Annotated in this window: 19 protein-coding genes and 1 tRNA gene; 5 read left to right on the top strand and 15 right to left on the bottom strand. The window is 66.6% G+C overall.

Features of this window, described 5'->3' with window-relative positions:
* The first annotated feature begins 85 nt into the window (after nt 1-85).
* The gene (locus C9424_RS01445) at nt 86-1,066 is read left to right on the top strand and encodes a DNA-3-methyladenine glycosylase family protein (protein WP_116765164.1); all 981 of its coding nucleotides are present in this window, start codon (nt 86-88) and stop codon (nt 1,064-1,066) included.
* A gap of 167 nt (nt 1,067-1,233) precedes the next feature.
* Here the strand turns inward: C9424_RS01445 and C9424_RS01450 are convergent, their stop codons facing one another.
* Complete coding sequence (locus C9424_RS01450; protein WP_116765165.1) at nt 1,234-2,910, bottom strand: AMP-binding protein; 1,677 nt, start codon at nt 2,908-2,910, stop codon at nt 1,234-1,236.
* A gap of 112 nt (nt 2,911-3,022) precedes the next feature.
* Between C9424_RS01450 and C9424_RS01455 the strand changes: the two genes are divergently transcribed.
* Nucleotides 3,023-3,301 carry a putative quinol monooxygenase gene (locus tag C9424_RS01455; RefSeq protein ID WP_116765166.1) on the top strand — a complete coding sequence of 93 codons (279 nt, stop codon included), beginning with the start codon at nt 3,023-3,025 and terminating at the stop codon, nt 3,299-3,301.
* Between the two features lie 96 nt (nt 3,302-3,397).
* Here the strand turns inward: C9424_RS01455 and trxA are convergent, their stop codons facing one another.
* The 3 genes from trxA to C9424_RS01470 all read right to left on the bottom strand — a co-directional run bounded on the left by trxA (nt 3,398) and on the right by C9424_RS01470 (nt 5,255).
* Nucleotides 3,398-3,811: a thioredoxin gene (gene trxA, locus C9424_RS01460; RefSeq protein WP_116765167.1), complete on the bottom strand. Its 414-nt coding sequence runs from the start codon at nt 3,809-3,811 to the stop codon at nt 3,398-3,400.
* Between the two features lie 101 nt (nt 3,812-3,912).
* Entirely contained in the window at nt 3,913-4,458 is a 546-nt protein-coding gene (locus C9424_RS01465; protein ID WP_116765168.1) for an acyl-CoA thioesterase, read from the bottom strand.
* Nucleotides 4,459-4,526: 68 nt separating this feature from the next.
* Nucleotides 4,527-5,255 (bottom strand): Type 1 glutamine amidotransferase-like domain-containing protein, encoded by a 729-nt coding sequence (locus C9424_RS01470; RefSeq protein WP_116765169.1) that lies wholly within the window; start codon nt 5,253-5,255, stop codon nt 4,527-4,529.
* A 301-nt stretch (nt 5,256-5,556) separates the two neighbouring features.
* Here C9424_RS01470 and C9424_RS01475 point away from each other — a divergent pair, with 301 nt between their 5' ends.
* Nucleotides 5,557-5,991: a DUF7144 family membrane protein gene (locus C9424_RS01475; protein ID WP_237563235.1), complete on the top strand. Its 435-nt coding sequence runs from the start codon at nt 5,557-5,559 to the stop codon at nt 5,989-5,991.
* A 13-nt stretch (nt 5,992-6,004) separates the two neighbouring features.
* Here the strand turns inward: C9424_RS01475 and C9424_RS01480 are convergent, their stop codons facing one another.
* From C9424_RS01480 to C9424_RS01505, 6 genes are all read right to left on the bottom strand, one after another.
* Nucleotides 6,005-6,424, bottom strand: a complete 420-nt coding sequence (locus C9424_RS01480) for a VOC family protein (RefSeq protein ID WP_116765170.1) — start codon at nt 6,422-6,424, stop codon at nt 6,005-6,007.
* Nucleotides 6,424-6,966 carry a GNAT family N-acetyltransferase gene (locus C9424_RS01485; protein ID WP_116765171.1) on the bottom strand — a complete coding sequence of 181 codons (543 nt, stop codon included), beginning with the start codon at nt 6,964-6,966 and terminating at the stop codon, nt 6,424-6,426. The genes C9424_RS01480 and C9424_RS01485 overlap by 1 nt, the downstream gene beginning before the upstream one ends.
* A gap of 109 nt (nt 6,967-7,075) precedes the next feature.
* Entirely contained in the window at nt 7,076-7,480 is a 405-nt protein-coding gene (locus C9424_RS01490) for a DUF1801 domain-containing protein (RefSeq protein ID WP_116765172.1), read from the bottom strand.
* The gene (locus tag C9424_RS01495) at nt 7,473-8,198 is read right to left on the bottom strand and encodes an MgtC/SapB family protein (protein WP_116765173.1); all 726 of its coding nucleotides are present in this window, start codon (nt 8,196-8,198) and stop codon (nt 7,473-7,475) included. Before C9424_RS01495 ends, C9424_RS01490 begins: the two co-directional genes overlap by 8 nt.
* Before the next feature lie 128 nt (nt 8,199-8,326).
* The gene (locus C9424_RS01500) at nt 8,327-9,919 is read right to left on the bottom strand and encodes an ABC transporter permease (protein WP_116765174.1); all 1,593 of its coding nucleotides are present in this window, start codon (nt 9,917-9,919) and stop codon (nt 8,327-8,329) included.
* On the bottom strand, nt 9,912-10,844 hold the full coding sequence (locus C9424_RS01505; protein ID WP_116765340.1) for an ABC transporter ATP-binding protein: 933 nt from the start codon (nt 10,842-10,844) through the stop codon (nt 9,912-9,914). Before C9424_RS01505 ends, C9424_RS01500 begins: the two co-directional genes overlap by 8 nt.
* 105 nt (nt 10,845-10,949) lie before the next feature.
* Here C9424_RS01505 and C9424_RS01510 point away from each other — a divergent pair, with 105 nt between their 5' ends.
* Nucleotides 10,950-11,381 carry a DUF1810 domain-containing protein gene (locus C9424_RS01510; RefSeq protein ID WP_116765175.1) on the top strand — a complete coding sequence of 144 codons (432 nt, stop codon included), beginning with the start codon at nt 10,950-10,952 and terminating at the stop codon, nt 11,379-11,381.
* A 50-nt stretch (nt 11,382-11,431) separates the two neighbouring features.
* On the opposite strand, the gene C9424_RS01515 is transcribed toward C9424_RS01510, so the two are convergent.
* The 3 genes from C9424_RS01515 to C9424_RS01525 all read right to left on the bottom strand — a co-directional run bounded on the left by C9424_RS01515 (nt 11,432) and on the right by C9424_RS01525 (nt 13,444).
* A complete protein-coding gene (locus C9424_RS01515; protein ID WP_116765176.1) occupies nt 11,432-12,577 on the bottom strand; it encodes an EAL domain-containing protein in 1,146 nt (381 codons plus the stop codon).
* On the bottom strand, nt 12,574-12,750 hold the full coding sequence (locus C9424_RS01520) for a DUF1059 domain-containing protein (RefSeq protein WP_116765177.1): 177 nt from the start codon (nt 12,748-12,750) through the stop codon (nt 12,574-12,576). Before C9424_RS01520 ends, C9424_RS01515 begins: the two co-directional genes overlap by 4 nt.
* Before the next feature lie 100 nt (nt 12,751-12,850).
* Complete coding sequence (locus C9424_RS01525; RefSeq protein WP_116765178.1) at nt 12,851-13,444, bottom strand: DinB family protein; 594 nt, start codon at nt 13,442-13,444, stop codon at nt 12,851-12,853.
* 118 nt (nt 13,445-13,562) lie between these two features.
* Between C9424_RS01525 and C9424_RS01530 the strand changes: the two genes are divergently transcribed.
* Nucleotides 13,563-14,135 carry a LysM peptidoglycan-binding domain-containing protein gene (locus tag C9424_RS01530; protein WP_133247463.1) on the top strand — a complete coding sequence of 191 codons (573 nt, stop codon included), beginning with the start codon at nt 13,563-13,565 and terminating at the stop codon, nt 14,133-14,135.
* A 50-nt stretch (nt 14,136-14,185) separates the two neighbouring features.
* Here C9424_RS01530 and C9424_RS01535 read toward each other — a convergent pair whose 3' ends face one another.
* Together C9424_RS01535 and C9424_RS01545 are read right to left on the bottom strand one after the other, a co-directional pair.
* Nucleotides 14,186-16,024, bottom strand: coding sequence for a hypothetical protein (locus tag C9424_RS01535; protein WP_133247464.1), 1,839 nt, complete (start codon nt 16,022-16,024; stop codon nt 14,186-14,188).
* Nucleotides 16,025-16,912: 888 nt separating this feature from the next.
* Nucleotides 16,913-16,994 (bottom strand) — tRNA-Tyr (locus C9424_RS01545).
* Between the last annotated feature and the right edge of the window lie 76 nt (nt 16,995-17,070).

Genomic DNA, 17,070 nt, shown 5'->3' on the forward strand with positions numbered 1-17,070 from the left:
AAACCGCGCAGACTTAGGGCCGTTTGGCTCACCTGCCGGAACCTCCGGTGCGGGGGCTGTCCGTCCGGCGTGGGAACATATTCGGATGACCCTCGCAGACGTTCCCGCCGGCCATGCCGCCGCGGCGGACGCCTCTTTGCGGTGGCGGCCCGGCGGCCCCTTCGACCTGATGCAGACGGTCGGGCCGCTGCTGAGGGGTCAGGGGGACCCTTCCATCCGCACATCACCGGGCGCCGTGTGGTTCGCGTTCACGACGCCGGCCGGCCCGGCGTCGCTTCGGCTCGTGTCCTCCGGGCCCCGGGCCGATCCCGCCGTCGATGTCCAGTCCTGGGGACCCGGCGCCGCCGACGCCGCGGCCTCCGTTCCGCGCATGCTGGGCCGTGACGACGACTGGACGGCTTTTGATGAGCCGGCCTTCCACGCCACGCTCCCCCGCATGGTCGTCGAAGCCCGGCGCCGCAACCTCACCGTCCGGCTGCCCGCCACCGGACGGATGGTCGACGCGCTCGTGCCGACCATCCTGGAGCAGAAGGTCACGGTCATTGAGGCCCGCCGGGGATACCGGTACCTGACGTACCGCTTCGGGACAGCTGCCCCGGGCGCCGGGACGGTGGCCCCGGCCAACCTCATGCTCCAGCCCACGCCCGGCCAATGGCTGCGCATTCCGTCCTGGGAATGGCATAAGGCCGGGGTGGGTCCGCAACGCTCGGCGACCGTCATGCGTGCGCTGCGCTCCGCCGCCGCGCTGGAGCGGCTCGCCGACCTCCCCGCCGGGGAAGCAGCGGCGAAACTGCAAACCATCCCGGGGATTGGAGTGTGGACGGCCGCCGAGGTGGTGCAACGCACGCACGGCTGCCCGGACTCGATCGCGGTGGGTGACTACCACCTCGCGGCCTACGTCGGCGCTGCCCTGACCGGTCGCCGGACGGACGACGCCGGCATGCTCAGGCTTCTGGCGCCCTGGGCAGGGCACCGGCAGCGGGTGGTCCGGATGATCGGCCTCAGCGGCTTCCGCAAACCGACCTTTGGCCCGCGGATGACCATCCAGGACCACCGCGGGCACTAGTCCCGTCCTCCCACCAGCGGGGCTGGCCGCGTTCCGGGGGCACTTTGACGCGGACACACCGCCAATCAGGGTGCCGGCGTCGAACATTGCGAGCAAAGTGCCCCCGGACGGAACCGCCCCGCCACAAAACAGCACGCCCGACCCGGCCACCACCACCAGCAACGCGGTTAGAGACCGAGGCGGGCCGCGGCCTCCTGCCGCATGTCCACCTTGCGGATCTTGCCGGAGACGGTCATGGGGAAGCTTTCCCGGACGTCGACGTAGCGCGGAATCTTGAAGTGCGCCAGCTTGCCGCGGCAGAACTCGGCCAGGCCGGCGGCGTCCAGCGGCGCGGCCCCGGGCTTCATGATGACGCAGGCCATCAGTTCCTCGCCGTACTTGGCGTCCGGGATGCCGATCACCTGCACGTCCTGAATGTCCGGATGGGTGTAGAGGAATTCCTCGATTTCGCGCGGGTAGACGTTCTCACCGCCGCGGATCACCATGTCCTTGATCCGGCCTTCGATCACCACGTATCCGTCCTGGTCCATCCGGGCGAGGTCCCCGGTGTGCATCCACCCCTCGGCGTCGATCGCTTCGGCGGTCTTGTCTGGCTGGTTCCAGTACCCCAGCATCACGGCGTAGCCGCGCGTGCAGAGTTCGCCGATCCCGCCGCGCTCCAGCACCTCCCCCGTGACCGGGTCCACGATCCTGCTCTCCAGGTTCGGCATGGTCCGGCCCACGGTCTCGGTCCGCTGGGCCATCGTGTCCACGCTCCGGGTCATTGTGGACACCGGCGAGGTCTCCGTCATCCCGTAGCAAATGGCGACGTCTTTCATGTTCATTTCGGAGATGACCCGGTTCATCACCTCGATCGGGCACAGTGATCCGGCCATGACGCCCGTGCGCAGGGTCGAGAGGTCGTAGGAGGCGAAGTCCGGCAGGGCGAGCTCGGCGATGAACATGGTGGGCACCCCGTAGAGGGACGTTCCGCCGAAGTCCTGCACGGCTTCCAGTGCCGCGGCCGGTGAGAACGACCGGCCGGGGATGATCGTGGCGGCGCCATGGCTGAGCGCCGCCAGGTTCCCGATCACCATTCCGAAGCAGTGATAGAACGGCACCGGGATCACGACGCGGTCGTGTTCGGTGTAGCCGAGTTGTTCGCCGATGGAATAGCCGTTGTTGAGGATGTTGTGGTGCGCCAGCGTGGCGCCCTTGGGGAAGCCCGTGGTGCCGGAGGTGTACTGCAGGTTGATGGGGTCGTGCGGGTCCAGCGACGCCATGCGCGCCTGCAGCGCGGAGTGCCCGACGTCGTCAGCCCGCTTGAGCAGTTCGGCGTATGTCCGCTCGGCCTCGTGCTCGGGTTCGCCGGCGGTGAGAGCTTCCGCGCCGGCGTCAGGGAGGAAGACGAGCTCGCGCAGCTCCGGGCAGGCTGCCAACGCCTTGCGTGCCATGCCGGTGTAGTCGCTGTTCCTATCTGACGGCGCCGTGACCAGCATCCGCATGCCGCTCTGTTTGACCACAAAATCGAGCTCATGGCTGCGGTAGGCGGGGTTGACGTTGACCAGGATCGCCCCGGTCTTCGCTGTCGCGTACTGCAGGATGGTCCACTCGGCACAATTGGGACTCCAGATGCCGATCCGCTCGCCCTTCGCGACGCCCAGGGCCAGGAGCGCTCGCGCCAGGCGGTCGACGTCGTCGTTCAGCTTGGTATAGCTCCACCGCCGGGCCTCTTCGCCGGGCACTGCGGCCGCCTCGATCAGGGCATCGTGATACGGGAACCGCGCCGCGATCCGTTCGAAGTTCGCGCCAATGGTTTCCTCGAGCAGCGGGACGTCAGTGTCCCCGCCTGTGTAAGCAAGCATGGTGTGACGCTACCTTGTGCGCGGAGGCAAGAGAAGAGCAAAGCTTGGAAGTCCTATGAAATTTTCCGGTCATCTTCCGGCACCGACGCGGACGCCCGGTAGGGTAATTGCCATGAGCGCACCCATTGACCTCCTGGCCACCTTCATCCCCAACAACGGCGAATTCTTCCGCGTGAAGCTCGCGCTGGAGATCGCGATTGACGAGGTGGTCAACGAGCCCGGTTGTATCCGCTACGAGCTCACCGAGGCCAACGAGGACAAACTTGTGCTGACCGAACGGTGGGCAAGCCAGGAGGACCTGGACAAGCACTCCAAGGGCACGGCCGTGCAGGACCTGAATGAGTCCCTCAGCGCGCTGCTGGCCGAGCCGGTCATCCTCGAAAAGCTCTGACCCACCACTCCAACGACAACGCGGGGTCACTCCGCGCCCATCCTTGAAGGATTTATGGGCGCCGAGTGACCCCGCGTTGCTTGCGTTTGTGGAGGTTTAGGCGTCCGGGATCTGGGTGCCGTCCTGCTTGGCCGCCGAGGCAGCGGCCTCGGCCTGGGAGCGGGCAACATGCGCGTGGACTTCTTCCATGTCCAGGGCCTTGACGGCGTCCACCACCTGCTCCAGCTGCTGGGCGTTCAGGGCGCCGGGCTGCGAGAACACCAGGACCTTTTCGCGGAAGGCCATCAGCGTGGGGATCGAGGTGATGCCGGCCTCGGCAGCGAGCTGCTGCTCGGCCTCGGTGTCCACCTTGGAGAAGACCACGTCCGGGTGCTTCTCCGAGACTGCTGAGTACGTGGGGCCAAACTGCTTGCACGGGCCGCACCATTCGGCCCAGAAATCGACGAGGACGATGTCGTTATCCTCGACGGTCGATGCGAACTGTTCACCTGTGATGTCTACGGTAGCCATGAGTCAACGGTACGGGAGCAGTCCGGGATTGTCCCCGGCATTTCGCTGTTGGCACATCCGGGCCAAAGCGGGTGCGCCTGCCTGGCCGGCGGGCGCACCCGTCAGGCCCAGGCATGCGGGGCAGGACGCCTGGCGCCGGGCAGGGCGTTGGTTTCGCGCCATTCGTGGATCCACTCAGGCAGCTCCAGATCCGCCGGCGGGGCGCCGAATTCGCGGACGATCTCCTCCTGGCTGACAGGCTTGCCCTTGCTGACCAGCCGGGTCGCGATGTAGGCGCGGGCATAGACTTCGCCGTCCACCACCATCCGCTGCTCGAAGTAGATGGCTTTTGAGTCAAGGCCGATGATCTTGGATTCGATGGTGTACTGCTGCCAGAGCTGCAGCGAACGGCGGAAGGCGATGGTTTCCCCCGCGGCCACGGGCGTCCAGCCCCGGCGGCGCATCTTCTTCCAGGTTCCACTGCGGGCCATGAGGTCGAAGCGCCCGAGGTCCATGAGCGAGAAATACATGCCGTTGTTGACGTGCATGGCGATGTCGATATCCGTGGGCAACACGCGCAGCGGCAGGGACGAGCTGTCCCAGATGCTCAGCGGTGGGCGGCGCGAGGACGTGAACAGCAGCAGGAGGGTGCGGAGCAGAAGGTGCATGGGGCAATGTTACCCGCGAGTAACAACGGTGCCAAGGGGTAGGACCCAAGGTGCCCGGCGTCCGCAGGCTAGCTGTGCGCGGACAGCACCGAGACGGTGGCCTTGGGTCCGGCGCCGCGGATCGTCCAGCAGTTCCCGGTGCCGATCACGTCGAGTTGCTGCAGGTCCGCGTGGTGCAGCACCAGGGCGGTGTTTTCATCGACGGCGGCCGCGTGGTCCACGAGTCCCTTCGCCACGGCACCGACGGCCCGGCTGAGTGTTCCGGCCTGCGCGGCATGGACGTCGACGGCGAAGGGCACCAGGCCCAGCCCGTCGCGGATCTCCACTTCATCGAGCCCCTCGGAACAGTCCATCGCGCAGACTTCGGTGCCACTGATCCGGTATCCGCCCACGATCGCCCGCGCCGGGGCCACCATCGCCCCGGCGGAGAACCCCATGTACGGCACACCCTCCGAGACCGCACGGCGGATGGCCCCCGCGGACGGCAGGAGGCCTTCCAGGTAGGCCGGCGTCGGGCCGCCCCCGACCACGATGCCGTCGACGTCGTCGAACGCGGCCGGATTCGCCTCTTTGTTGAAGCGGAGCAGGACCGGGAGCACCGTGCAGTCGATCCGGGATTCCAGCGGCCCAACATAGGCGGGCAGGAAATACTCAGAGCTGCCCTCGTGGTCAAAGAGAACGACGGCGACGCGCGGAACCCTGCCGGGGGCCCGGTGCCGGAGTTCCCGGACGAACCGGTCGAAGACGGCAGGAATGGTCACGGTGTCCGGGCCTCCGCCGACAAGGATGATGGTCATGGCTTCAAAGTACCCGGATCCGAAGCAATCGCAATGGGCCCGGCGCGCCTGCACCAGCTTTGGCCGACGCCGAACTTGCTCGCGGCCCACGCTGCGCGGCGGGGCGAGGCGGGTGGGGTCGCCGGAGTCCGTCGGTGCGCGGACAGAACCGGGCCGACCGCCGCGGCGGCTCCAAAGTTTCTGTAGTGATTGACCGGCACGGACGGTGAGGAACATAATCGGAATCGGTACTAGTTTCACGACACGACTGCGCCGACCATGAGGCCGACGGCAGAGCATTCAACGGAAAGCGGTCGGCATTATGACTACTGCCCATCATCCTGTTGCTTCGACTGGCTGGACCGGTTGGGTCCGTTTCGCCGGAGTCATTCTGATCATCAACGGCGTTTTCAGCGGCCTTCAAGGCCTCGTCGCTCTCACCGGTCCTGACACCTACTATTTGGCGACCCCGGGCACGCTGTTCATCTTCGACGCGAAGGGGTGGGGCTGGTGGAATCTAGCTCTCGGGGTGCTCTTGATCCTCACCGCCGTCGCGCTCTTCTCCGGTGCAACGTGGGCTCGAGTCGTTGGTGTTGTCGTTGCGGGCTTCAGCGCGGTCGTTCAACTGATGCTCATTCCGGCGCAGCCGTGGTGGTCCGTCATCGTCATCGCCATGGACGTGCTGATCATCTACGCGATCATCGCCCACGGCGAGGAACTTAAGGCTGAGCAGGCGCCTCCGCCAACCAACCCGTAGGGCACCGCCGCGATCAGTCGGCCGCAATCAACTCCACTTCGTAGCCGTCCGTGTTCACGAGGTAGGCGGCGAAGTGGCCGGGGCCGCCTGCGTGCGGGTATTTGTCCGGAAACAGTTCGGCCCAGCCCAGGTTCAGGCCCTCGGCCGCCATGGCGTCCACCTGCTCCCGGGTCCCCGCGCTGAAGGCCAGATGGTTCAGCCCCGGCGCGGTGCGGTCGTGTACGTCCCCGTTCAGGGCCGGAGATTGCTCGACGACGATATACGTGGACCCCCGCCGCCAGCTGCGCCCGTGAGCCCAGTCCTGGTAGGCCTCGTAGCCCAACCGGCCCAGGAGCCAGCCCCACTGGTCCCTGGCCCGTTCAAGGTCCGGCACCCAGAGCTCAACATGGTGCAGGGCACCAAAAGACGCGGGTGCACCCGGGACGGCGGCCATCAGAACAGGATCCGCTGAAAGAGGACGTGGTCCTGCCAGGCCCCGGCAATCCGGAGGTACCTGGGGGCCAGGCCGATTTCTTCGAAGCCGGCCCGTTTCAGGATTCGCTGGGATGCGGCGTTGTGCGGGAGGGTGGCGGCCTGTAGCCGGTGCAGTCCGAGCTCGGTAAGGGCGGCCCCGACGGCGAATTCCACGGCGGCCGAGCCAATCCCCTGACCGGTCATGTCCTTGTCCACCCAGTAGCCGAGGTGGGCGCTGAGGAACGGCCCGCGGACAATCCCGCTGAGGTTCATCACCCCGACGATGCGGGAACCGTCCACGAGAACCCACGGGACGTCCGATCCGGCGATGAACAACCCGAGTTTGGACTCGATGCTGGCGGCCTGCCCGTCGGCGGTGAAAAATTCCTCGGCCCGCACGGGTTCCCAGGGCGCCAAGTGCTCCCGGTTCCGGAGGTAGGCCTCGGCCATCCGACCGGCGTCGGACCTGTGCAGCACCCGCACTCGCACTGTGCCCGTCAAAGCGATGCTGTTCTCGGTCATCCGGCGACTCTAACCGTCATGCCGAACGGCTTCAATCTACGGCGCGGCAGTGCGGGAATGGTCTTCATGCTCCGGCCCCGGTTGGCTTGGCCGGACCCGACGGTCAGCTTCACCCGCCGGGTTTGAGTTTCCGCCAGCCACCGGCCCGGTTGTCCGCGATGATCTGCCGGAACATCGCGGTGAGGGCCTGCCCGGGGATGGATTCACCCTGGCGGAAAGCGATAGTGCGTGCGGTCTTGTTGTCATGCCCGCCCGTGATGATCCCCTCCGGGTCCGGGACGATTCCGCCGTCGTAGAGGAAGACGTTGACGTGGTCCTTGGCCGCCAGGAGGGCGCAAATGTTGCCCTCGAGGACGAAGTAGGGCTGAGTGGTGCGCTTGATGGTCTCGGCGACGGCCGGGTCGGCGGCATGGACAAGTTCGCGCACCTGGCGGCAGATCTCTTGCTGCCAGTCCGGCAGTGCCACGATGAACGCGTCAACCCGGGGGTCTCGAAGCGGGAAATTGTCAGCCACCGTCGTCGTCCTCGTTGGGGTCCGCGCCGTGGACCGTGACGCTCTTCACCCCGGGCACGTCCAAGAGGTATGGGACGAGCTCCCGCAGCGGAAGATGCCCGTGGAAGCGGATGTCCATGAGGACGATCGGTTTTTCTTGGGTTCCCGATTTGTTGGTGCTCAGGATCGATGAGCTGAAGCCCATGTTGGTGGCGATCTCCAGTACCTGCCTGAGCACGCCCTGGTTGTCGGCGTAGCCGAGATGCAGGACCCGGTTGCTGTCTTGGGTGGGGATCCTGCGGACCACGGGAGAGACCACATACAAGGTGATGAGGTGGAATGCGGTCAGTGAGAGGGCCAGGGAAAGCATCCCGGCCCCGCACGCCATGCCGACCGCCGCCGATACCCAGATGCTCGCGGCCGTGGTGAGGCCCCGGACAACGTTCCGTCCCTTGAAGATCACGCCGGCGCCGAGGAAGCCGATGCCGCTGACGATTTGGGCGGCAATGCGGGACGGGTCCATGGTGGCCCCGGGGGCCAGAGCGGCGGAGAATCCGTAGGCAGAGATGAGGGTGAAAGTGCACGATCCGAGGCCGACCAGGACGTGGGTGCGGTAGCCCGCGACCTTTTGCCGGACCTGCCGCTCGACGCCGATCAGGGAGCAGAGGACAAAGGTCGCCAGCAGGAGCCCGATTTCCACCAGTGTGGTCGGGGTATATAGCCCGTATGCGTCCTGCATCCGCCCTCCGACTCGGCCCGAGAGCGGCGCCCGGTCGTTTCTGAGGTGCGCCAACGGCTCTCGAAGTTGATACTACCGCCGCCCCCGTATGGGGAACAGGGCGGGGAACAGGGGCGGTTCGGTTCCGCTCATGGGGCCAGGTCCCGGCGGCGCCAGCCGGTGTAGCCGAGCGCGGCGAGCGCCGCGGCGGTCACGGTAAGTCCCAGCATGGGCCAGACGGCGTCGGAATCCAAGGGGAGCAGTGGTGAATGCCGGAACGGGGAGAGCTCCATCACCCACTCCGGGGCGTTCCACAGGACGCCAAACTCACCCAGGGCGACGAAGACCAGCAGCAGTCCCCAGACCGTCCCGGTGAGCCGGGGCGCCCAGCCGAACGCGGCCAGGACTACTGAGGTCATGACCCAGGCCGCGGGGATCTGCGCGGCGGAGGCCACCGTAATGCGCCCCAGCTGATTTCCGTCGGACAGGACCATGGCGGCGCCGGCCCCGACCGACAATCCGGACAGCAGCATGAGCACGGCGACGCCGGCGAGCGCGAAGGCGAAATGGCTTGTCGCCCACCGCGGCCGGGTGGTGGCCGTGCCCAGCAGCGCCTCCACGTGGCCGTCCGTTTCCTCGTCGCGGAGCCGGTTGGCCGCGGACAGCCCGTAGGCAGCGGCAAGCAGTCCCATGATGCTGATCTCTGCGGCGATGAAGGCGTCCGTCATGGCCTGGGTTCCGCCCAGCATCCTGATCAGGTCCTGGGCGTTGGGGGAACTCAGCAGGTCCGTGACGTTGCCGGCCAGCGACCCGATCACGACACCGAACGCCACGAATGCCACCGCCCACGCCGCAAGGAGACGGAGCTGGAGGCGCACGGCGAGGTCCCAGACGCCGTTGAGTGAGCCGCGCGCCGGGCCGGGGCGTTCCTCCCGCAGCCCCGAGCCGAGGTCCCGGCGGGCACGAAGGGCCAGCGCGACCGGCACGAGGGCTGCGCAGAGTGCCAACGGCAGGGCTAGCACCCACCACCGGTCTCCGGCAAAGGCCCGGATCTGCTGGTTCCAGCCGATCGGCGAAAGCCAGGACAAGGCCGACGGCCCCGGCTCTGCGAGATCCCCCACCGCGCGCAGCGCGTAGGTCACCGCGACGACGCCGAGGCTCAGTCCCGTGGCGGCCCGCGCACTGGCAGTCACCTGGGCGGTCACCCCGGCCACGGCGCTGAAGGCCATGCCGGTGGCGGCCCAGCCGAGTCCGAACGCGAGCGAGCCGGCGGCGGGAAGGCCGCCGGCGGCCAACGTCACGGCCGTGACCAGCCCGAGGACAAGGCTCGCGCCGAAGCTGATGGCGAGGGCGGCAGCGAGCGGTGCGTCGCGTCCCAGACGCCCGCCGCCGAGAAGCTCGAGCCGCCCGGACTCTTCGTCGCTGCGCGTATGCCGGATGGTGATGAAGACCATGAGGACGGCGAGGATGGCGGCCATGAACGCCGTGTACTTGATCAGGGACAGCGCGCCCAGGGACGTGGGTTCGTAAACCCTGCCGAATAGTGCCACTAGCGATGCCGTGGCGTTCAGGGCTGTCGCGGCTTCGACCCGGCTCCCGACATCGGGGTACAGCTCGGCACCGGCCGCGGCGGTTGAATAGGTCGTGACGGCGAATCCGGCGATCCATGCCGGCAGCAGCCAGCGGTCGCGCCGGAGTCCGAGCCGGATCAGGACGCCCGTGCCCGCCAACGTTTCACGCATCACCGGGCCGCCCGCTGCTCGCCCCGGCCGCAACCGCGGGCACCGCCGCGCCATAGTGGCGCAAGAAAAGGTCTTCGAGGGTTGGCGGCTGGCTGGTCAGCGCAAGGAGACCGGCGTCGGTCAGGGCCCGCATCAGCGGGGCCAGGCCGGACGGTTCCACCTGGGCGCTGACCCGATGGTTCGTGACGACGACGTCGTGGACCCCCGGCAGGGCATCCAAACCTGCCGGTACGACCGCGACGTCGGCGGTGACGGAGGTCCGGGTGAGGTGCCGGAGCTCCTCAAGCCGCCCGGTCTCCACCACCCGGCCCTCACGGATGATGCTGACACGGTCCGAAAGCGCCTCGGCCTCACTCAGGATGTGGCTGCTGAGCAGGACTGTGCGGCCCTGGTTGCGCAATTCCCGGACACATTGGCGGAAGGCGTCCTCCATGAGCGGGTCCAGGCCGCTGGTGGGCTCGTCCAGCAGGAAAAGCTCGGCGTCGGTGGCCAGCGCGGCGATCAGGGCCACTTTCTGCCGGTTGCCTTTGGAATAGGCCCGGGACTTCTTCGTCGGGTCGAGGTCGAATACCTCCAGGAGCCGGTCCCGCCGGGCCGCGTCCTGACCGCCCTGGAGCCGCCCGAGCAGATCGATCACTTCACCGCCGGTCAGGTTGGGCCACAACGCCACATCCCCGGGGACGTAGGCCAGCCGCCGGTGCAGGCGCGCGACGTCGCTCCACGGGTCAAAGCCCATGACCCGGATGGAGCCCGCGTTGGCGCGGAGCATGCCCAGCAGCAGACGGATGGTTGTCGACTTCCCTGAGCCGTTGGGGCCCAGGAAACCGTGGACCTCGCCCTCTTCGACTGAAAAGTCCAGCCCGTTGAGGGCAACCACCGGCCCAAACCGCTTCACAACCCCGGCCATCTCAAAGACGCTCGTCATAGCGGACACGATACGCCGGGGCCGGACCATATCGCCCCGGCCGAAGGACCCCTTCACGAGCGGCCGGACTGTCGCGTTGCACCCCGGCGACGTAGCCTAGCGAGCATGGAAGACCCCTACGATCTTGAACGGTTCGTAACTGCCCAGGACTCCGGTGGAACGTACGGGCATGCCCTGGCGGAGCTGAGGTCCGGCACGAAGGGGAGCCACTGGATGTGGTTTGTGTTCCCCCAGCTCGCCGGGCTGGGCCACAGCGAGACCGCCCGCAGGTATGCGATCTCATCGCTGGACGAGGCGCGGGCTTATTACCGGCACGCGGTCCTGGGCCCGCGTCTCGTGGACGTCGCCGCCGCTGTGGCTGCCGTACAGGGACGGTCCGCGGTGCAGATCTTTGGAGGCATCGATGCCCGGAAGCTGCACTCGTCCATGACTTTGTTCCTGCGGGCCGCCCCCGGTGAGACCGTGTTCCGCGACGTCCTGGACCGCTACTACGACGGCGCCCCGGACCCCGCCACGAACCAGCTGCTGGACGGATAGGGAGCCGGCGGGCACAGCGGGGCTACCGGCGCATCCTGCCCCGGGCACGGTTAGGTGTCAGCCGCGGCGAGGGCCGTGATCATCCGTTCCATGCGGGCGACGCCGGCAAATCGTCCTGCGTTGTCCGTGACGAGCAGGGGGTCAAAGCGGCTGTCCCGGGTCCGCGTCATGGACCGCGCCAGTGCCTCGCTGAGCGGTGTGTCCAGGTTGACCCGCATGCCCGGGCTCACCATCCCCAGCGCCGCCGCCGAGGGGTCGAGCACCGCGACGGGCCGCAGGTACTCCCCCATCAGCACAACCGACTCCAGGGCAGGGTTACCGTCAAAGGCGGCGGCCGCCGTCGCCGCGCTCGTGGCCGTCGTCGCCGGTTCCACGATGTCGCGGATAATGCTTTGGTGCGTCACGGGCGGTTTTGACGCCAGGCGGTGGGCGATGTCAAGGTCCAGCGCTTCCCACGCCGGCCCCGGTCGGGCCAGGCAATACCCCTGCACCAGGGGAACGCCGAGGGCGGCAAGGGCGTCCAGTTCTTCCACCCGTTCCACGCCCTCGGCCAGGATCCAGGCATCGACGCGGCTGGCAAAAGTTCCGAGCATGGAGATCAGGGCGCGCTTGGCTTCGTCGCGGTCGACGTCTTGGATGAGCTCGCGGTCAATCTTGATCAGCGAGGGCCTCAGGGCAAGGAGGTGACGGAGCCCCGCATAGCCGGCTCCGGCGTCGTCGACGGCGATCAGGGCGCCCGCGGCGCGCAGCTGGTTGAGGTCAGGTTCCAGCTCCAGATAGGAGTCGATCGGTGTTTGCTCCGTGAGCTCAACCACGAGGCCGCCAAGGTTTCCCTGATCGCGCCAGATCTCGCGGATGCTCTCCGTCAGGAGCAGTTCAGGTGAGACGTTGAGCGTCAGGAAGCAGTTTGGCGGCAACGTGGGACGCGCCGCGAGCGCTGCCCGCAAGGCTGCGGCCTCGAGCTCGGCCGCGTGCCCGTGGGTGCGTGCGGCGGCAAACCACGCTTCAGGGTTCTTTTCCGCGAAACCCGGAAATCGCGCCAGGGCTTCGTAACCCACCACTGTGCCGCGGGCGGTGTCAACAATGGGCTGGTAAGCCGCGGAAAGGCCTTCGCCGCGGCAGGCGGCCGCCAGATGCTCTTTCCAGCCCGGGGCGGCCCCGGCGCCGGGCGGGAGGCCGCCTGCCGCGTGAATCAACTAACGGGGACGATGGCTCTGTGGACGGACTGCACGACGTCGGCCGGCAGCTCCTCCAGGCCGTGGGCGGTCGCAGCGTGGGCTGCCACATTGACCAGAATTTCATCATCCGTGCTGCACACCCAGCGGGCTTCACAGCCGGGAACCACATCACCACAGGCAAACGACTTCACGTCAGCTCCTTCTTCTTCGACAGCGAACCCGACAACCCTACGATGCCCCCGCCCGGAAAACTGAGATTTGGCTTGCAGAAAAGCCGGGTGTTTCCGGTAATCAATCGCTGGCCGCCAGGGCTTCGGCGGCCACGGCGGCCGCTTCGATCCGGGCCCGGTGAACAGCCCACCCTTCGGGGGTGCGCGCCGAGAGGTTCGGGTCATCCGGGCGTTGGCCGGCGCTCCCGTCGATGAGCTCACGCAGGATGTCCGCGTGGCCAAGGTGGTGGGCGGTCTCGACGCACATGTGGACGAGGATCTGGTGCAGGGTCACGTGCTTGCGCTCGTCCGGCCACCAGGGCACAACGCCGGGCGCGTCCAGGGCAAGGTCATCGATCGTGGCGTCGCTGTGCGCGGCAGCGAACCGGTGCAACTCCACGATCTGCTCCCGTGTCTCGCCGGGGGCAGCCCACATGTCGGCATCCGGCTCTGCATCGTCGGCAAGCCACGGCAGCTCCAGGCTGCCGGGCCGGCCGAAGACCTCGCCAAAGTAGCCGAATTCGACGCTGGCCACGTGCTTGACCAGGCCCAGCAGGTTGGTGCCGGTCGGAGTGAGCGGCCGGCGCACGTCGTACTCGCTCAGGCCCTCAAGCTTGCCGAGGAGGTCGGCGCGGCGAGTGCTCAGGTAACGGTGCAAGATCGCCTTATCGTCCATGACGGGCACTATACCTAACCCGGTCAACGGGCTCCCCGGAAAACAGGTTTCATCAAACGTATGGAATAATCGGCGGCAGCGGGCCTCGGGGGGAGGCCCCGAATGACAGGACACCAACGTGAGTCACGGTCCCGGCGCCAGTCGCCTCGTGCCCGCCGCTGCGATTCTTGCCGCGTTCTTGGCCGGTTTGCTGACCGCGTGCGGTTCCGGTGCGGACGCGTCCGGCGGACCCGCGGCGGGGCGGCCGGCGGCCGCGGTGCCTGCATCTCCGGCAGCCTCCCCGTCTCCGGCGGTCCTGCCGGGGACAACGGAGATGAACGGCTACTTCCTGCCCATGCGCTATACGGCCGCCGACGGCGACACCTGGGAGGGCATCGCCGCCCACTTCCGGATGACTCCCGAGATCCTCAGGAGCTTCAATGAACCGGTGCCGCTTGCCGCTGGGCAGGTGGTCGATCTCCGAGGCGTGGACGTCCCGCAGCTGGGGGCCGGCGGCCACGTCACCGGGCAGGACGGCCAGGGACGCCTGCTGTACAGGACGGTCCCCGGGGACACGCCCTCGGGCATCGCGAGCCGCTACGGCGTCCCGCTCCATGCACTGCGGATGGCCAATCTGGACTTGCTCACCGGCGGCGAATGGATTCCGCCCGCCGGTACAACAGTGACGATCCCGAATGCGCCGACCGACTGAGCCACGGGTTTCGGAGCTCCGCGGATCCGCAGGCCAAGAAAGCGTGGACGCTAGCGTTTCAGCGTGGCCTCCGGGCTGGATACCCTGCCGGCTGCATAGGTGCTGGCAGCCTGCATGGTGTCGCCCGCTACGAAATGTCGACGAACACCGTCCGTGATCGGCGCGACGTAGAGCTTCTTCAGGGTTGCACTGCGATCCTCGTAGTACGCGTAGGCTGTCCCCCAGGCGAACGAGCGGAAGCCCTCGAGCCCCGAGTCGCACAGAGCAACATAGTTCCCGGCCGCGTTCCAGGCGTAGCACAACTGGTACGGGAGCTTGCCGAGTTGGCCGGCAGGCGCCTTGCCGATGTTCTGGTCTGCGGTCCAGGTCTGGTTGGCCCCCACCCAGGACACGCGTTGGAGCGTGGTCGGCCACATCACCATGTACGGGTTGTAGTACCAGCCGTCGGTGGCCCATGTGATCTTTCGGTCCACGTGCAATCCTCCCGCTGCGCTCATGCTGTAGACGACGCGCGCGGTTCCGACCTTGCTCGCGCTGCCAGGGTGGTACAAATCCGACAGCCGCTCGATCGTGAACCCGTTCGAGGTGTAAATAGAGCCAACGGGCGGCGTGAGAGTCTTGGCATCGGCGTAGACCGTCCATGACGTTGGGCGGTCGTAACCGTGTTGGTTGCCGATGTAGGAGTCCGTCCCGCCAATGTCAACGCCCAAGGCGTATTCCCAAGCTGACGGGTCACGAGTTCCAGAGCCGCCCAGCTGCTCATCAAGGACCCACGTCGTCTGACTGTTCGGGGTCGGGTGGTCACGGCCGATGGCAGCTACCGTCATGTGGGGCCTCGGCGCCCCTTCAGGGCAGGAGCGCAATGTGTCCGACTGGTCGAGCATCACACCGCAAAAGTACATGGTGCTGCCGACGGCAGTAGCGTTCGTATTGCCGATACGGAGAAGCATGCTGACTGTCCCGGCCGGGGGTTTTGCAGTTACCGATGTGCGGACAAAGGTGGATCCGGTGATCGTGGGCGAGTAGGAGCTGTTGCCGACTACCGCGCCGCCGGAGTCGAAAAAAACCATCTGCAGGGATACCCCAACAATTCCAGCCGCCCGAAGATAGGCAGACATCGTGTACGCCACACCGGGGATGACTGTTATGCGAGGGGTAATATCCACGCGCTGGTTGTGGATGCCGGCGGCACTGTCCGTAACAGTCAGTCGGAAGTATGCATTGCCCTGGGCCGGGGTACCGCCTGCCCCCTTCGACACTGCTGCCCGGGTTGCTGCGCACCCCGAAAATTCCACCTCGGCCGCCGAACTGCCAACCAGATTAATGGGGATGGAACCGGCCCTCTGCACGCCAGTCCCCAGAACGGTTACGGTGTAGGTCCGCTGAGCGTCGAGGTTTGTGGACAGGACCACGTCCGTGACGGAGCTTGCGCCGTATGTGTGCTGGTTTACGTAATAGGCGCTGGATCTGATGTTCTCCGCGTCGATATCGCCCTGCGTGACCAGCCCGGCCTCCAGCATCGCCCTTCCCGACAGCAGATCAAACGGTGTATGGGTGGCGCCCAGATCATCCACCATTCGGACTTCGGCAATCCCGTTCGACGAGTGCGCGGTGAAGCGCAGAAGGGCGGCACGGCTGCCCAACGGCAAGGTGAATCGGGCGTACTCGCTGCGGGTCGCGGCCCGGCGCCCGGCCAACGGGGCGGAGTCTTCCCAGCTCGCACCGTTCCACGTCCAGCCCGCCTCGTCCCAGTTCGTATACAGGCTCGCACGGTAGGCGGCGAAATTGTTCAACTGCACGAGTTGCCGTGCCTCGGCGCCGCCGTCAGCGTTTGGGGAGTTACTGAACGTGTGGACCATCCACCGCAGCGGATCCAGCTGGTAGCCCATCCAGTACTTGTACTTAGATGTGCGGCGGAGGAAGCACTTACCGGAGGGCATGGGTCGGGTGCGTGACAGCAGGTTGTGTCGCAGCGGGTCCAAGAGTTGGACGAGATAGTTGTCCTGCTGGGCTTTTTGGGCGTTAGCGGAGATGACGCCACTGCCGTGGCGGAGTACTTCGTTGTCGTCAGGCCTTTTGGAGCCTGGCAGTGTTGTCTCTGTCCCCAATGGAAGTCCTCTGCGTGATTCGTGGTGAGCCAGTCTTCGTGTTGCCTATTCTGCCTGTCCTTGGGACTGACCCGGGCCACGCCGGCCCGCGCCACTCAATGGCACGCGAATCTCGGTGGAGAGAACCGGGAAGGTCGCAGATGAGGGAATGATTCCTCTTTGCGTCGCAGGTCAGAGGCCGCCCCTGGAAATTCAGGGGGTTTTGTGGTGAAGGGCGGGCGCCGTCGCCTGGGCGCAAATTCCGACAACGGGCCCCTCGCCTGCCATCGTGGAGTAACGTGTGACTCAACTCACTAGGAGGGGTTCACATCAGCTACAAGTATCGAACCGTCAGAGTTCGCGGCACCGACATGGTTGGAACCATTGCGCGAAAACACGGGAGCGCGCCCGAGATATACGAAACTTCCAAAGACCCGAGCACTTCTGTAGTTCCGGTGTTTTTCCAGGCAACGGGCGAGGTCCGTTTCTTTGACCGATCCGTGCTGGAGGACGTACCCAAGGCCACCGACCAGCAGCCGTAGCGCATCCTCACGAAGCAAGCCTCATGTGGTGGCTTGTGGCCTGTTTCACGAGCAGTCGCGCTCACAAGGCGCCCACACACCATGCCCGGGAAATGACAAAGGGCCCTACTTCCTGGCTATTGCTAGGAAGTAGAGCCCTTTGCTTGGGTGGCAGATGAGGGATTCGAACCCCCGTAGGCGTTGCCAGCTGATTTACAGTCAGCCCCCTTTGGCCGCTCGGGTAATCTGCCGAACTTCAAAAGAAGATCACTCGCGGTTCCTCGTCCCGAAACGTCTGTTTCCAGTCCGTTCCGCTTCCAGAACCCG

The sequence above is a fragment of the Arthrobacter sp. H-02-3 genome (assembly GCF_003097355.1).
Classification (GTDB): domain Bacteria; phylum Actinomycetota; class Actinomycetes; order Actinomycetales; family Micrococcaceae; genus Arthrobacter; species Arthrobacter humicola.

Bases quoted from the DNA above. Each gene is read 5' to 3' on its own strand.
- trxA (WP_116765167.1), bottom strand. From the start codon at position 3,811: ATGGCTACCGTAGACATCACAGGTGAACAGTTCGCATCGACCGTCGAG.
- C9424_RS01505 (WP_116765340.1), bottom strand. From the start codon at position 10,844: ATGACGAGCGTCTTTGAGATGGCCGGGGTTGTGAAGCGGTTTGGGCCG.
- C9424_RS01470 (WP_116765169.1), bottom strand. From the start codon at position 5,255: ATGACCATCATCCTTGTCGGCGGAGGCCCGGACACCGTGACCATTCCT.
- C9424_RS01450 (WP_116765165.1), bottom strand. From the start codon at position 2,910: ATGCTTGCTTACACAGGCGGGGACACTGACGTCCCGCTGCTCGAGGAA.
- C9424_RS01480 (WP_116765170.1), bottom strand. From the start codon at position 6,424: ATGGCCGCCGTCCCGGGTGCACCCGCGTCTTTTGGTGCCCTGCACCAT.
- C9424_RS01445 (WP_116765164.1), top strand. From the start codon at position 86: ATGACCCTCGCAGACGTTCCCGCCGGCCATGCCGCCGCGGCGGACGCC.
- C9424_RS01535 (WP_133247464.1), bottom strand. From the start codon at position 16,024: ATGGGCTACCAGCTGGATCCGCTGCGGTGGATGGTCCACACGTTCAGT.
- C9424_RS01495 (WP_116765173.1), bottom strand. From the start codon at position 8,198: ATGCAGGACGCATACGGGCTATATACCCCGACCACACTGGTGGAAATC.
- C9424_RS01465 (WP_116765168.1), bottom strand. From the start codon at position 4,458: ATGCACCTTCTGCTCCGCACCCTCCTGCTGCTGTTCACGTCCTCGCGC.
- C9424_RS01455 (WP_116765166.1), top strand. From the start codon at position 3,023: ATGAGCGCACCCATTGACCTCCTGGCCACCTTCATCCCCAACAACGGC.
- C9424_RS01500 (WP_116765174.1), bottom strand. From the start codon at position 9,919: ATGCGTGAAACGTTGGCGGGCACGGGCGTCCTGATCCGGCTCGGACTC.
- C9424_RS01475 (WP_237563235.1), top strand. From the start codon at position 5,557: ATGACTACTGCCCATCATCCTGTTGCTTCGACTGGCTGGACCGGTTGG.
- C9424_RS01525 (WP_116765178.1), bottom strand. From the start codon at position 13,444: ATGGACGATAAGGCGATCTTGCACCGTTACCTGAGCACTCGCCGCGCC.
- C9424_RS01485 (WP_116765171.1), bottom strand. From the start codon at position 6,966: ATGACCGAGAACAGCATCGCTTTGACGGGCACAGTGCGAGTGCGGGTG.
- C9424_RS01510 (WP_116765175.1), top strand. From the start codon at position 10,950: ATGGAAGACCCCTACGATCTTGAACGGTTCGTAACTGCCCAGGACTCC.